The following is a 15,233-nucleotide window of genomic DNA, read 5'->3' as shown; positions in this document are numbered from 1 at the left end:
GGCGCCGGGGGCTCTGTGCGCCGGTGACAAGGCAGGCTCCGGAAACTGAGTTCTCCTCAGCACCCCCTGAGCACACTCCTGCCCCAGCCCTAGCGTCCGTGGCATGGACATGAATCGTAGGACCAGAGGGAAGTGGCGCGGTGCCGCACTGGCGGTGCTGCTGACCGCCGGGACGCTCACCGCCGCCGCTCCGGGTGCCCGGGCCGACGGCGCGCGGACCGAGACGCCGATCGTGTCGACGTCGCCGGTGACCGGGGTGACGGAGTCGGTGGTGCGGGTGAGGGCGCCGCTGCCGGAGTCGGCCGGGCCGCGTCCGGCCGCCTGCGACTGGCTGTCGTACCTGCGCTACCGCTCCGCCGACGGGCCGGCAGCCTCGGCCGACGCGGACCGGATCCTCGTCGCCCAGCCCGGCATCCTGGAAGGAGCCGGGGCGTTCGACAGCGTGGCCCGTAACACCGTGGCGCGAGCCGCCGAGCAGGGCCTGCACATCGAGTTCTGGGCGCTGGACCGGCGCTCCAACTGCCTGGAGGACCGCACCGGCATCGCCTCCGGCGACCAGCACACCGCCGTCGACTACTACTACCGCGGCAAGCAGGTCGACGGTCGGACCTTCGGCGGCTTCGCCGGCAACGAGAAGCTGGGCTGGATGGCGAAGCTCGGTATCGAGCAGACCGTACGGGACCAGTACGACCTGCTCACCGCCGAGTTGCCGGAGCAGACGCAGCGCAAGCGGAAGGTGCTGTGTGGCGGGCACTCGCTGGGCGGTGTGATCACCGGGTACTTCGCCACCGCCGACTTCGACGGCGACCGGGCCACCACGGCCGACGCCGGCTACAACCAGTGCGCCGGCTACTTCGCCCTCGACACGACCGTCTCCACCTCGCTGGCCGACCTCGGCGGCAGCCTGCCGGACGACACCAACCTGCCCGACATCGGCCTCGGTTACGGCGTGGTTCAGGCCGGGCTGGACAGCGGGGTGCTGCCGCGCTCGCTGTCCGCGCCGGTGCTGCTCAACCCCGAGACCATGACGCTGCTCGGCATCGCGGGAATGGGCGCCCTCAAGGCCCCGGACGCCGAGGCGGACCTGCCGCGCTACCTGCCCTCCAACCTCAACATCGAGGCCACCCACCGCGCCCTCTTCTCCAAGAACACCGCCGCCTTCCTCACCGGCAAGCCCGCCGTGAAGGACTTCCGGCTCACCAACGGGGCGGTGCTCGGGGCGCTGCTGGACGACAACTCCGTACCGCTGGCGTTCCTCCAGACCAGCGTCGGCTTCTTCGACGGCGGGCCGATCGCCGACAAGAGCTTCCCCGTGGCCAACGGCGGTGCGCAGCAGCCCGGGCTGTACGGCACCGCGTACAAGGCCATCCCGGACCGGCCGCGGGGACCGCTCTACACCTGGCGCAACTACGACCGCGTCGGCGACCCCGACGACCCCGGCTACCGCTCGGCCGACGGCACGCCGTTCACCGGCCCCGGCGAGGAGGTCACCGACATCCGGCAACTGGCCCGCAGCCTGGCCGAGCAGCCGCTGGACTTCACCGAGCAGTACTTCCCGACCAAGCTGGTGACGGACATCCAGATGGCCGGCTCGCCACAGGTCAAGAAGCTCGTCGTGCATTCCGGCGGGCTCAAGGCCAACCCGGTCCTCACCGTCCTCGCCGGCGAGGGCCTGCTGGCCGGCCGGGTCCCACCCGAGCTCCACCCCGTCATCGCCGACGGCTACCAGCACCTCGACGTACTGACCGCCGCGCCGACTCAGAACAACGGCCGACCCGAGCCGGTCTCCACCAGTCTCGCCGGTTTCGCGCAGTCACCGCGCTAATTCACCGCCTACACACGGCCGGGGCCCGGGAGGATTCCTCCCGGGCCCCTTGGTATGCCGCTGCGACTCGGCAGCCCCGCGGCTCGGACGCACGGTTGCGGTCGAACCGCTGCCCGGCACAGACTCGTGCTGCGGCCGAGTCCCGCTGCCCGGCTCATGGTCACTGCTCCGGCTCAGGTCCGCGCCGCATGAGAGCCGCGCCCGGGCCGAGATGCGTGCCGGGGTCGAGGCCCGTGCCGGGACGGAGTTCCGTGCCGGGACCAAGGCCCGCCGCCCGATTCAGATCCGCACCGTGGCCAAGTCCCGCTGCCCGGCTCAGGTCAGCGTCGCGGCCGAGGCCTGTGCCGGGGCCAAGCCCTGCCGTCTGGTTCAGGTCTGTGCCGGGGCTGAGGCCCGCCGCCCGGCTGAGGTCCGTGCCGGGGTCGAGTCCTGCTGTCCGGTTCAGGTCCCGTGCTGGGACTGTGCCCCGCTGTTCGGCTCAGGTCGGTGTCGCGGCCGGGGTCTGTGCCGGGGCCATGTCCTGCCGTCCGGTTCAGGTGCCGTGCTGGGACTGTGCCCCGCCGTTCGGCTCAGGTCCGCGTCGCGGCCGAGGTCCGTGCCGGGCCGAGTTCCGCCGTCCGGCTCAGGTCCCGTGCCGGGACCGTGTCCCGCTGCCCGGCTGGGTCCGCGCCGCGGCGCGATCCGCGCGGCAGCCAAGGCCCGTGTCGCAGCCATGGCCTGTGCCGGCACGGGCAAGTCCCGCCGTCCGTCGCAGATCCGCGTCGGGGCCAGGACCTGTGCTCGGACCAAGTTCCGCTGCCCGGCTGGGTCCGCGCCGCGGCGAGATTCGCGCGGCAGCCAAGGCCTGTGCCGCGTCCGAGGCTCGTGCCGCGGCACGGTTCCGTGCCGCGGCCAAGACCCGCGCCCGGGCCAAGACCCGCGCCCGGGCCAAGACCGCGGCCCCGGCGCGGGTCCTCGTCGCTACGGGTCGGATTCGGGTCAGAGCCTGCCCGCCGCGAACGTCGCCGCTGTGTCCGCGTCGTCGCGGTAGCTCAGGTGTGCACCGGTATCGCCGCCGCCCCTCTCGCAGACCGGGTCGCCCTTGGCGCAGATGTCCAGGGTGCGGCTCTGGTACGTGCCGGTGACGCTCTTGCCGATGGCGCGGATGGGGTTGCCGAACAGCAGCACCGCGGCGACCTTCGGCTCGACCGCCGCGGGCAGCGTGGCCACGATGGGACTGCCGACCACCGCGCCCGCGCTGCTGATGCCGATCGAGTTGTCGACGACGTTCGCGCCCTGCGAATAGCCGACGAGAACGAACCGCTGATTCGGGCAGGCGGCGGCCTGGCTCTTCACATGGTTCACCAGGTCCGTGTTGCCCCGCGCGGCAGACGTCGGGGAAAGGTTCGCGGGATAGTTCACGGCGTAGCTGGAGAGGCTTTTGCCCGCCGCCTTCTTCTGAAGGGCGGAATACACCGGGTCGCCGACGATGAAGCCGAGCGTGCCCGGCTCGAAGGTGCCGCGCGCCGAGACGACTTCGACGTCAGAGCAGGCCGCGGCCGCGGTGGTGGTTGTGGCCGTGGCCGAGGGAGCCGAGAGGGTGGCGAGACCGGCCCCGCCGGCCAGCGAGAGCGCGGCGAGACACAAACGGATACGCATGGGGGAATCCTCCGCGAGTGAGGCGCGTCGAGCGCCTGCGAAAAAGGACGGCCCGAACGTATTCGCTGTGTCTCCCGGAGTGTTATGGACAGGATTATGGAATCGCCGCGGTTTTTTGTCGCTGATTGAGTACGTCGCCGATTGCCCACGGGGAATCAGTTCGGCGGCGTACGCAGTGACTCCGCGCGCAACGCGAGAATGAGATCGAGGCGGGTTTCCGGATCGTGCAGGGCGTCGCCGAACAGCTTCTCCAGCTGCCGCAGGCGGTAGCGGACCGTCTGCGGGTGGATGTGCAGCCGCACGGCGACGTCCGGCACGTTGCTGCCGCTGAGCAGCCACGCCAGCAGTGTCTCGGCGAGCCGGTCGCGCTGCCCGGCCGAGACCGTGTCGAGGGGCGTGAGGACCCGCTCCTGGAGCCGTTCGAGCAGCGGCTCGTCGCCGTACAGCAGCAGGGTCGACAGATGGTCGGCGCACCGCACCACGCCCTGGCGGGGGAGGACCCCGCGTCCCATCAGCCCGAGCGCCCGCGTGGCGATGCGCAGTGACTGCGCGGCGTCGGTGACCGCGACCGTCGGGCCGATCGCGGCGGGCCGGCCGCGCAGCGCTAGCGTGAACGCCCGGCCGAAGTGACCGGAGCCGTCCGGGTCGGGCACCAGTATGCGCGGCGGCCGGGACTCCATGTCCACCAGCGCGCCCGCCGCGGCCAGCGGCCGGTCCTCCTCCCGCTGGTCCGGCGCCGCCGCGAGCGCCACGACGGCGACCGTCCGGGGCACCGGCCAGCGCGCGCTGTGCGCCAGGTCCTGCACGGCCTCCAGCGCCACCGGCCCGTCCTCCAGCAGCAGGTCCAGCAGTCGCCTGCGGCGCCGCTCCAGCTCGTCGGAACTGCGCAGCTGCGCCTCCGCGTAGCCGGCCGCGGCCGCCTGGGCGACCTCGTGCACGGTCCGGAAGGCGAGCTCGCCGAGCGCAGCGACGACCGTGGAGTCCAGGCCGAGTTCCTCCGCCGTTTGACCCATCAGCCGCCAGGCGTGCAGCCCCCCGACCCGCAGTGCGGACTGCAACGCGTCCAGGCTGCGGCCCTCCAGGGCCTCGCCGCGCCCGAGTTCGTAGTACGTCGCCGCGATGGCGCCCCCGTCGTCCCGGGGGGCGGCGATGTGGTCGACGAACAGGGTCAGCGCCTGCACCACCCCGGCCCGCAGGTTCCTGCCGTACGCCCCGTCGGCGGGCCGCGCGTACTCGGGGACCTGACGGCGGACCTCCTCCTCCACCTGGTCGGCGACGGCCGCGAGCTGGGCGCGCAGCAGCTCCGCCAGCTCGGGCGGCATCGGTGGCAAACCGGGACGGTGCGGCACGCCGTGCGGGGCGGGCACAGCCATCACGGGCACTCCTTTCGGCCGGAAGCGGCTCACCCGCGGACTGTAACCGCTGGGACGAGAGGGAAGTCCTGTGTTGGACGGACGACCCCTGCGCTCCGTTCCGTGCCCCGACGTCACCTCCGTCACTCCGGCACGCCCAGCGCATGGGCGAGCATCGGCCACGAGGCGGTGAACTCCCGCTTCCAGTAGGGCCAGTCGTGTCCTCCTCCTGAGTAGAAGTGCGTGGTGGCCCGGATGCCCAGACGGGCGAGCGTGCCGGCGAAGCCCTGGGCCGAGGGCCACAGGGCGCTCTCCAGCACCCCGGGCAGCGGATCGCCGCCGCTGCCGCCGCCCACTCCGCTGCCCTGCGAGACGTACAGGGCGGTGCCGCGCAACCCCGTGGCACGGGCTCGCGGGTTGAAGTCCCGCCAGGTCAGCAGGTTCAGCAGCGGATGACCCCACAGGGACGAGGCCGGCAGGTTCTCGCGGGCCACGATGGCGTCCATGATGGCGGGAACGCCGGGGGCGGTGGTGTCGAGGATGCCGCTGTAGGAGGCCGCGGCCTTGAATGCCCCGGGGTGGCGGGCCGCGTGGGCCATCGCGCCGTAACCGCCGGTGGAGACCCCGGCGACCGCCCGTACGCCGGAGGCCCGGTAGTCCCGGGCGAGCAGCGCCGGCACCTCCTTCACCTGGAACGTCTCGTAGTCGGGCCCGCCGCGCCAGACGGTGGGGATGCCGGTGGGGCCCGCGTCCGGCATCGCCACGATCAGGTCGCGGCCCTCGGTGAAGGCCTCGATGTCGGTCTCCCGGCCCCAGGACGTGTAGTCGTCGTGGGCGCCGTGCAGCAGGTACAGCACGGGATACGTCCGCTCCGGCCGCGAAGCGAAGTCCGAGGGCAGGATCAGCCGGACCGGCGCGCTGCGGCCGAGCGCGGCGGAGGGCACGGACACGTCCAGCGTGCGCGGCCCGAGCCGGGTGGCGGCCCCGGCACGGGCCGTGCCGCTCGCGGCGCCGAACAGGACGGCGAGGCCGGCGGCGGCCGTCGCTCTGGCGACGGTGCGCCGGGACACTCCGGCAGCGGGCTTCGGCGGCAGGTGGGGCATGGCGGCTCCTCGGGTTGCGGTTCAGGGGGCCCGTTCGGCGAGCACCCGGCTCAGGTGGGCGGCGATCTCGTCGACGTGCGGCGGATCGAGCAGGGACAGATGGTGACCGGGCACCGGCACGACCTCCAGGCGCGGGCACAGCTCGTCCCAGCCCAGCGCCACGTCGTCCCGTTCGTACGCCGGGTCGCGCACGGTGTGGGGCGCGGGCTCGGTGGCCCGGTACAGGACGACCGGCCCGTCGTAGCCGCCGGGCCGGTGCGACTCCCCGATGCCCATGTCCAGGTAGGAGGCGCGCTGGTGCTCCAGCGCGGCGGGCGGCACCTCGGCGGCATTGCGCAGCGCCCGCAGCACGGTGTCGATGCGGTCCCGGTCGTCGTCCATGGCCACGAGCTCGTCGTACGGCAACTCCAGCCGCACGCCGTAGGCGTCGGCGACGTGGCCGGCGAAGCCCTCGAAGTGTGCCCGGATCCGGTCGGCGCGCGTCAGGCCGGGCCGGGGGAGGGGGCGTACGGAGTCGATGAGCACGACCAGCGGCACCTGCCGTCCGGCGGCGGTCAGCTGCCGCGCGGTCTCCTGGGCGACGAAGCCGCCGAAGGACCAACCGCCCAGCAGGCAGGGCCCGTCGGGCCGGGCGGCGGCGATCGCCTCGGCGTAACGGCGTGCCTTCTCCGGCACGGTCCGGGCCTCCTCGATCCGCTCCAGCCCGTACACCGGCCGGTCCTCCCCGAGCCGTTCGGCGAGCGTCCGGTAGACGGCGACCGGGCCGCCGGCGGCGTGGACGAGGAACAGCGGGGGCCGGGAACCGGTGCCGCGCAGGGGGCGCAGCGGGGTGTCCTCGCGGGGGAGGGCGTGCCGGATCCGGGCGGCGGCGTCCTCGACGGTGGCGGCGGCGAACAGGTCGCGCAGGGGGAGTTCGATGCCGAACTCGCGCTCCACGGCCGTGCGGACACGGACCGCCATCAGCGAGTCCAGACCCAGATCGGCCAGGGCGGTGCCCGGGGTGACACGGGTGGGAGGGTGGCCGGTGACGGCGGCGATGTGGAGGATCAGCCGGGCCAGGACCGACGAGGGTTCCGCCACGTCGGCGGGAGGTTCCTCCGGCTCCGGTACCGGCTCCGTGCGGGCCCGCCCGTCCGTCCACCAGTGCCGTACGTGCCGCCACCGGGGCACCGGCAGGTCGACGACCCGGCCGGGCGGCACCGGCAGCCGCCGGCCCGCCACGTACAGGGCGCCGAGCTGCCCGGCGAACGCCTCCGCCCCGTCGGCGTCCCGGCGCAGGGTGGCCAGGGCGAGGGCATCGGGCACGGTGTCGGCGACGGCCCCGGTCAGCACCGGATGGGGCGAGATCTCGACGAACGCCGTGTGGCCGTCGGCCGCGGCCGCTGCGAGCGCCCGGTCCAGGCGGACGGGCCGCCTCAGGTTGGCCGCCCAGTGGGCCGCGTCGAACACGCAGTCGCCGCGCGGGTCGTCGAGGACGGTGGAGTACACCGGGACACGCGGCCGCCCGCCCCGGACGTCGGACAGCGCGTCGGCGAGCTCCGGCAGCAGCGGGTCCACCTGGGGCGAGTGCCCGGCGCCGACGACCCGCATGGCCCGGGCCGCCCGGCCCTGCCCCTCCAGCCGCCGCACGAGCCCGGCCACCGCCGCCTCCTCGCCCGTGACGACCTTCTGCCGGGGAGAGGAGTGCACGGCGACATGCACACCGGGGAAGTCCCGCTCCAGGGAAGCCAGTTCGGCGTCGTCCAGGTCCACCACGGCCATCGCGCCGCCGCTCAGCCCGCTCAGCAGCCGGGCCCGTACGGCGATGATCCGCGCCCCCTCCGCCGCGTCCAGCGCGCCCGCGCACACCGCCGCAGCGACCTCGCCCATGGAGTGGCCGATCACGGCGGCGGGCTCGACCCCGTACGAACGCCACAGCTCGGCGAGTGCCAGCTGAAGGCCGAACAGCACGGGCTGGGCGACGTCCAGGCGGTCGAGGCCGGCTCCGGAGGACAGGTGGTCGTACAGGGACAGGCCGCACTCCGGGGCGAGTTGCGGGTCGAGTTTCTCGACGGCGGCGGCGAACGCGGGTTCCTCGGCCAGCAGTCTGCGCCCCATGCCAGGCCACTGGCTGCCGTAACCGGAGAAGACCCACACCGCGCCGCGCCCCACCCGGTCGCGGTCACCGGTCGCCACCCGCGCGTCCGGGCGTCCCGCCGCCAACGCGCCCAGGGCATCGGAGAGTTCGGCGCGGTCCCGGGCGACCACGGCGGCGCGTACGGGACCGCGACCGGTGCGCCCGGCCAGGGTCCGGGCCACGTCGGCGGGGTGCGCGGTGCTCTCGCGCAGCCAGTCGGCGAGCCTGCCCGCCGTGTCGCGGACGCGCCCGGCGTCGAGGTCGGACAGCACATACAGACGGGCGACGGGCTCCTCGGCCTGCCGTACCGGGACCAGGCCGGGCGGTCCCTCCTCCAGCACCACATGCGCGTTGGTGCCGCCGAAGCCGAACCCGGAGACGCCCGCGAGGGCCGTGCCACCGTAGCGGGGCCAGGGCTCCGGCTCGGTCACCACCCGAAGCCGCTCGTCGGCGAGGGACGTGCCCGCCGCGCAGTGCAGGGACGGTGGAATGCTGTCGTGGTGCAGGGCCAGCACGGTCTTCACCAGGCCCGCGATGCCCGCGGCGGACTCCAGGTGCCCCAGGTTGCCCTTGACGGAACCCAGCAGCAGCGGCTGGTCCGGGTCCCGGCCCGCGCCGAGCACCGCGCCCAGCGCGCCCGCCTCGATAGGGTCGCCCAGCGGGGTGCCGGTGCCGTGCGCCTCCACGTAGTCGACGTGCGCCGCTGCGAGCCCCGCCCGCGCGTACGCGCTCTCCAGCAGCGCCTGCTGAGCGGCCGGGTTGGGTGCCATCAGGCCGTTCGAGCGGCCGTCGGAGTTGACGGCGGTCGCCCGGATGACGGCCAGCACGCGGTCGCCGTCCCGCTCGGCGTCGGACAGCCGCTTCAGGATCACCGCCGCGCAGCCCTCGCCGCGCCCGATGCCGTCGGCCGCCGCCGAGAACGGTTTGCAGCGCCCGTCCGGTGCGAGCGCGCCCGCTCTGCGGAAGGCGACGGTGACGGCCGGCGACAGCAGCAGGTTGACCCCGGCGGCGATCGCCGTGTCGCTCTCGCCCGAGCGCAGGCTGACGCAGGCGTGGTGCACGGCGACCAGCGAGGACGAGCAGGCCGTGTCGACGGCGAGGCTCGGCCCCCGGGTGTCCAGGACGTAGGCGAGCCGTCCGGCGGTCACGCTCAGGGCGCCCCCGGCCGGAGCCCAGGGATCGACGGCGGCCGGATCGGCGCCCGTGAGCTGCCCGTACTCGGGGGCCGATACCCCGACGAACACTCCGGTGGCGGTGCCCGCCAGGGCCCCGGCCGGGACGGCGGCGTGGTCGAGCGCCTCGTGGACGACCTCCAGCAGGATCCGCTGCTGAGGATCCATCACCGCCGCCTCGCGCGGGGTGATGCGGAAGAAGTCCGCGTCGAACCCGGCGATGTCGTCGAGATAGCCGCCGTACGGATGCGCGTCGGCCGGCGGGAAGTCGGTGAAGTCGCGCCAGCGGTCCTCCGGGACGCGCCGGATCGCGTCGACGCCCTCGCTCAGCAGCCGCCAGTAGCCGTCCGGGCCGTGCACCGCGCCGGGCAGCCGGCAGCCGACCCCGACGACGGCGACCGGCTCGACCGTCCCAAGCGGCTGTCCGGCTCGCGGCGGCACCGGTGCTGCCTCGGCTCCGGAGGCGACCGGGCCTCCCGAGGTGCCCGAGGTGTCCGAGAGATCCGTGCCGCACAACCGCGCCACCAGCGCCTGACCGGTGGGTGTCTCCCACAGCAGCGTCGTCGGCAGCTCGCGGCCCGTCACCCGGGACAGCTCACCCGCCAGGGCGACCGCGTCCCGCGAGGACATGCCGAGGTCGGCGAGCGGCCGGTCCATCGGGACGGCCTCGGGAGGGGTGCCGTACCAGACGGCCACCCGTTCGGCGATCAGCCGGCGCAGCGCGCCCTCGTCGACGGGGCTCATCCCGCGGCACCCGCCGCCGTACCGGCCTGCCCGCCGTACGCGCCCTCCAGATACCGGGCGCGGGTCAGCGCCCGCGACACCTTCCCGCTGGAGGTACGCGGCACTGTGCCCGGCGGCACCAGGACGATGTCGGCGAGCCGCAGCCCGTGCCGGGCGGAGACCGCACCGCGCACGGCCCGCACCACGGCCGGCACGTCGAGCCCGTCGAGGCGCGCGGTCCGCGCGTGTTCCGCCACGATCACCACCCGCTCACCGCCCCCGCCCGGCACGGCGAACGCCGCGAGCCGGTCCCGGCGCACCACCGGGTCCGCGTCCTGGGCCGTCGCCTCGACGTCCTGCGGATAGTGGTTGCGGCCGTCGACGATGATCAAGTCCTTCAACCGCCCCGTGACGACCAGCTGCCCCTCCAGCACCGTCCCCAGATCGCCCGTCCGCAGCCAGCCGCCCGGAGCGGCTTCGGCGTCCGCGAACTCGGCGCCGAAGACCTCGCCCGATCCCCGGTTCCAGTAGCCCCGGCCGACATTCGGCCCCTGCACCCAGATCTCGCCGACCTCGCCCTCCGACAACAGGGCCCGCGTCACCGGGTCGGCGATACGGACCCGCTGGCCCGCCGGGGTGCCACAGCCCGCCAGCAGCACAGCCCGGGGGTCGTCCGGCCGTGCCGGCAGGGCCTTCCCGGCGGCCAGCGCGTCACGGTCGAGCGCGAACCGGCTGAGCGGCTCACCCGGGCGGGCCGCGCAGACGAACACGGTGGCCTCGGCCAGCCCGTACGACGGGCAGTGCGTCTGCGGTGCCAGGCCCTGCCCGGCGAACGCGGCGTGGAAACGGTCGGCCGTGCCCGGGCGGACCGGCTCACTGCCGTTGATCAGCGCGGTCACCCGGTCCAGCCGCAGGCCCGCCTTCTGGTCCTCGCAGACGCTCGCGGCGCAGTAGTCGTAGGCGAAGTTGGGCGCGGCGCTCACGGCGCTCGGGTGCGCGGCGAGCAGCCGCAGCCAGCGCACCGGCTCGTACAGGAAGGCGGCCGGGTCCATCAGCACCGACAGCACCCCTCGTGCCACCGGGGCCGCGACGCTGAGCACCAGCCCCATGTCGTGGTAGAGCGGCAGCCAGCCCACACAGGTCACCGGTCGGGCGTCGGCACCGTAGGCGGTGAGCGCCTGGTGGGCGTTGGCGACGACGTTGCCGTGGCTGATCTCCACACCCGCCGGGGCACGCGTCGAACCGGAGGTGTACTGGAGATAGGCGGTCGCCTCGGCGTCCGGCGGGACGGGACGCCAGTCGCGGGCGGCGTCGTCGGGCACCTGGTCCGCCACCACCATCCGCGGTCCGCCGGGGCCGACGAAGTCACGCACCTCGTCCCGGCAGCGGCTCGTGGTCACGACGACCGAGGGACGCGCGTCGGCCAGGACACCCGCGAGCCGGTCCGCGTGCCCGGGCAGGCCCGGCGGATACAGCGGCACGGCGACCAGCCCGGCGGCCAGAGCCGCGAGGAAGGCGGTCACGTACTCCGTGCCCTGCGGACACAGCAGCGCGACCCGGTCCCCCGGCCCGGCCTGGTCGGCGAGGCGCGCGGCCAGCGCCCGCACCCGCACGTCCAGACGGCGCCAGGTCAGGGTGCGGTGGACGCCGCGCGAGTGCGGTGCCGGGTGCTCGACGAAGGTGAACGCCCGGCGGTCCGGGGTGCTTTGGGCCCAGTGCCGGACGTACTCCGGCAGCGTGGGGCACACGGGCGCGAGCGGGGGGCGGCGGCTGTCCATCAGGCGGGGCTCCTCACGGCGCGGATCGGCGTACGTCTCGGATCGCGTACGTCTCGGATCGGCTCAAGGGTCACGAACGGGGAGGTCAGAGCGGGATGTTGCCGTGCCGGCGTTCCGGCATGGGCGCGCGTTTGCCGCGCAGGGCGCGCAGCGCGCGGCAGACCTGCTCCCGGGTCTCGCGCGGCGCGATGACGGCGTCGACATAGCCGCGCTCGGCGGCGAGGTAGGGCGTGCCGTGGGTGCGCTCGTACGCGCTGAGCAGGCGGGCGCGCAGCGCCTCGGGGTCGTCGGCCGCGGCGAGCTCACGCCGGTGCAGCACGCCCACGGCCCCCTCGGCTCCCATGACGGCGATACGGGCGGTGGGCCAGGCGAGGTTCACGTCGGCGCCCAGATGCTTGGAGCCCATCACCGCGTATCCGCCGCCGTACGCCTTGCGCACCACGACCGTGACCTTGGGGACGGTCGCCTCGGCGTAGGCGTACAGCAGCTTCGCTCCGCGCCGGATGATGCCGGCCTGCTCCTGCCGTACCCCGGACAGATAACCGGGCACGTCGGCGAAGGTCAGCAGCGGGATGCCGAACGCGTCGCAGAACCGCACGAACCGCGCCGCCTTCTCCGAGGCGTCGATGTCGAGGACCCCGGCGGCGTGCAGGGGCTGGTTGGCGACGACTCCCACCGAGCGGCCCTCGATCCGGGCCAGGGCGCAGATGATGTTCGGCGCGAACAGCTCCTGCACATGCAGCAGTTCACCGTCGTCGACGACCGCGTGCAGGATCGCCCGCATGTCGTACGCCTCGCCCAGCCGGTCCGGGACCACCGCGTCGAGGTCGGCGCCGGGCGGCGGGTGCCCGGGCGCGTACTCCGGGGGCCGTTCGAGGTTGTTGGCCGGGAGGTACGACAGCAGGTCGCGCACGGTGTCGAGGGCGTCCTCCTCGTCGGCGGCCAGGAAGTGGGCGTTGCCGTTGACGGTGTTGCTGGTGCGGGCGCCGCCCAGTTCCTCGGCCGTGGTGCGTTCGCCGGTGACCGTCTCGATGACGTCCGGACCGGTGACGAACATGTGCGAGGCGCCGTCCACCATCACCGTGAAGTCCGTGATCGCCGGCGAGTACGCGGCGCCGCCCGCGCACGGACCCAGGACGACCGAGATCTGCGGGATCACCCCGGACGCCTTGACGTTGCGGCGCACCAGCTCGGCGTAGAGGGCGAGCGAGGCGACACCTTCCTGGATGCGGGCCCCGCCGGAGTCGTTCAGGCCGATCACCGGGCAGCCCGTCTTCAGGGCCAGGTCCATCAGTGCGACGGTCTTCTCGCCGAAGGCCTCGCCCATGCTGCCGCCGAACACCGTGGAGTCCTGGGCGAACACGCACACCGGGCGGCCGTCGACCGTGCCGTACCCGGTGACCACGCCGTCGCCGTAGGGGCGTCGGGCGCCCTCCCCGGCAGGCCGGGCCCGGACGAACAGGCCGGTCTCCGTGAAGGAGTCCTTGTCCACGAGCCGTTCGATCCGCTCCCGGGCCGAGAACTCCCCGCGTCTGCGCGGCCCGCCCGGGGCCACCGCCTGGTCCCGGCGGCGCTCCAGGCCGGCGACGCGCTCCGCGGTACTCCCGGGCGTGTGCGCCGCCGTTTCCCCCGGACCGGATGCTGTCACCTCTGTGCTCACAACCACCTCCGCAGCGGTTCTCGAATATGGCAGTGGGACAGGGGAGAGCCGGACGGATCACCGTTCTGTGTGGGGGAGTTGAGTCCATCGGCGCCGGGTTTCATCCCCGCGTGACAAGGGACCGCCGGGTCCGGCCGCCCCGGGGCTGGCGCGATTCAGCTGCCCGAGTGCTGAATGCGTTCTCCTTCTTCTATTGGACCTTGGGCCTTCCCGGCGTCCACGCTGGAGGGCACCATCGCCCGACAGCCTCAGCGACAGCCGGAAGAGGTCACGAGCACATGCACACCCGCCGCATCGGTGATGTCGACGTCAGCGCGATCGGCCTGGGCGCGATGCCCATGTCCATCGAGGGACGACCCGACGAAGAACGCTCCCTCGCCACCATCCACGCCGCGCTCGACGCCGGGGTGACCCTGATCGACACCGCGGACGCCTACCACCGGGACGCCGACGAGGTCGGTCACAACGAGACCCTGATAGCCAAGGCCCTCGCCTCCCACGACCGTGGCGGCGACGTCCTGGTCGCCACCAAGGGCGGCCATCTGCGCCCCGGCGACGGCAGCTGGACGCTGGACGGCAGCCCCCGCCACCTCAAGGAGGCCTGCGAGGCGTCCCTGCGCCGGCTCGGCGTCGAGGCCATCGGGCTCTACCAGTTCCACCGCCCCGACCCGCGCGTCCCCTACGCCGAGTCCGTCGGCGCGATCCGGGACCTGCTGGACGAGGGCAAGATCCGCATGGCCGGCGTCTCGAACGCGAACCCCGAGCAGATCCGGCAGGCGGGCGAGATCCTCGGCGGCCGGCTGGTCTCCGTGCAGAACCAGTTCTCCCCGGCCTTCCGCTCCAGCGAGCCGGAGCTGGACCTGTGTGACGAACTCGGCATCGCCTTCCTGCCCTGGAGCCCTCTCGGCGGCATCTCGAAGGCCGGCGAACTCGGCTCGGGCCACGCCCCCTTCGCCCGCATCGCCGAGGCGCACGGCGTGAGCCCGCAGCGCGTGTGCCTGGCGTGGATGCTCGCCAAGTCGCCCGTGGTCGTCCCGATCCCGGGCGCAAGCCGCCCCGAGACCATCCGCGACTCGCTCGCCGCCACCGACCTCACGCTGACACCGGAGGAACTGGCGGAGCTGGACGCCGCCTGAGCAGACCACGAGACCCGGGGCCGGCCACGCGCCGCCCCGGGTCTCGTGCTGCGGACACCCTGCGAAGTCACGCCCCCACCCGTTGGTGTACTCCGGGCCCGCAAGGGAGGTAAGCGCTCGCCCCGGTCATCACCAAGGGCCTGGAGTCCGTCCGCTCGGTGGGCGAGGTCCTCCAGGCGCCCGAACTGGAGGACAACGAGGGCAGGGCGGAACTCACCGCCCTGCGCGGAGCCGTCACCTTCGAGCACGTCGACTGCGCCTACCAGACCGACGGGCGCAGCGCCGTGCGGGACTTCACCCTGGATGTGGCGCCGGGCGAGACCATCGCCCTCGTGGGCGCGTCCGGCGCCGGCAAGTCCACCGTGCTCAACCTCGTCATCGGCTTCATCCGCCCCACCTCGGGCCGCCTCCTGCTCGACGGCACCGACATGAACACCCTCGACCTGCGCGAGGAGACGGTACGGGCGGCCCTGCGCGACGCCATCGCGCTGGAGTTCGTCGACCGGCTCCCCAGGGGCCTCGACACCCTGGTCGGCGAACACGGCGCCCGGCTGTCCGGCGGGCAGCGGCAGCGGCTCGCCATCTGCCGGGCCCTCAGGTGCCGACCGGATCGTGGTGATGGGCGACGGCCGGATCCAGGAGGTCGGCACGCACGAGGAACTCCTGCGCCGGGGCGGGGCGTACACGGCCCTGCACGCCGGTCAGCTCACCTGATGGTCAGTCAGAGATG

8 protein-coding genes and 1 pseudogene are annotated in these 15,233 nt (G+C 74.0%); 3 read left to right on the top strand and 6 right to left on the bottom strand.

All coding sequences use genetic code 11. From position 1 onward, the window contains the following. Positions 1-103: 103 nt before the first annotated feature. Positions 104-1,825, top strand: a complete 1,722-nt coding sequence (locus ACIBNA_RS05975; RefSeq protein WP_399164042.1) for a hypothetical protein — start codon at positions 104-106, stop codon at positions 1,823-1,825. Between the two features lie 978 nt (positions 1,826-2,803). Here the strand turns inward: ACIBNA_RS05975 and ACIBNA_RS05970 are convergent. The 6 genes from ACIBNA_RS05970 to ACIBNA_RS05945 all read right to left on the bottom strand — a co-directional run bounded on the left by ACIBNA_RS05970 (position 2,804) and on the right by ACIBNA_RS05945 (position 13,373). After that, positions 2,804-3,463 carry a cutinase family protein gene (locus ACIBNA_RS05970; RefSeq protein WP_399164041.1) on the bottom strand — a complete coding sequence of 220 codons (660 nt, stop codon included), beginning with the start codon at positions 3,461-3,463 and terminating at the stop codon, positions 2,804-2,806. Between the two features lie 155 nt (positions 3,464-3,618). Further along, the gene (locus tag ACIBNA_RS05965; protein WP_399164040.1) at positions 3,619-4,836 is read right to left on the bottom strand and encodes a PucR family transcriptional regulator; all 1,218 of its coding nucleotides are present in this window, start codon (positions 4,834-4,836) and stop codon (positions 3,619-3,621) included. A gap of 122 nt (positions 4,837-4,958) precedes the next feature. Further along, entirely contained in the window at positions 4,959-5,918 is a 960-nt protein-coding gene (locus ACIBNA_RS05960; RefSeq protein WP_399164039.1) for an alpha/beta hydrolase, read from the bottom strand. Positions 5,919-5,939: 21 nt separating this feature from the next. Further along, on the bottom strand, positions 5,940-9,950 hold the full coding sequence (locus ACIBNA_RS05955; protein ID WP_399164038.1) for an acyltransferase domain-containing protein: 4,011 nt from the start codon (positions 9,948-9,950) through the stop codon (positions 5,940-5,942). Then, positions 9,947-11,707, bottom strand: a complete 1,761-nt coding sequence (locus ACIBNA_RS05950; protein WP_399164037.1) for a fatty acyl-AMP ligase — start codon at positions 11,705-11,707, stop codon at positions 9,947-9,949. The genes ACIBNA_RS05955 and ACIBNA_RS05950 overlap by 4 nt, the downstream gene beginning before the upstream one ends. 85 nt (positions 11,708-11,792) lie before the next feature. Then, positions 11,793-13,373 carry an acyl-CoA carboxylase subunit beta gene (locus tag ACIBNA_RS05945; protein ID WP_399164036.1) on the bottom strand — a complete coding sequence of 527 codons (1,581 nt, stop codon included), beginning with the start codon at positions 13,371-13,373 and terminating at the stop codon, positions 11,793-11,795. A gap of 272 nt (positions 13,374-13,645) precedes the next feature. Here ACIBNA_RS05945 and ACIBNA_RS05940 point away from each other — a divergent pair, with 272 nt between their 5' ends. Then, positions 13,646-14,503: an aldo/keto reductase gene (locus ACIBNA_RS05940; RefSeq protein WP_399164035.1), complete on the top strand. Its 858-nt coding sequence runs from the start codon at positions 13,646-13,648 to the stop codon at positions 14,501-14,503. A gap of 116 nt (positions 14,504-14,619) precedes the next feature. Beyond that, a pseudogene (locus ACIBNA_RS05935) lies at positions 14,620-15,217 on the top strand (ATP-binding cassette domain-containing protein); the annotation flags it as partial. Positions 15,218-15,233: the final 16 nt, after the last annotated feature.

Origin of the sequence: Streptomyces sp. NPDC050164 (assembly GCF_044459945.1) — a bacterium.
Classification (GTDB): Bacteria; Actinomycetota; Actinomycetes; order Streptomycetales; family Streptomycetaceae; genus Streptomyces; species Streptomyces coeruleorubidus_A.
The sequence above is the reverse complement of the archived record's forward strand: the minus strand, read 5'-3'. Positions and strand labels throughout refer to the sequence as shown.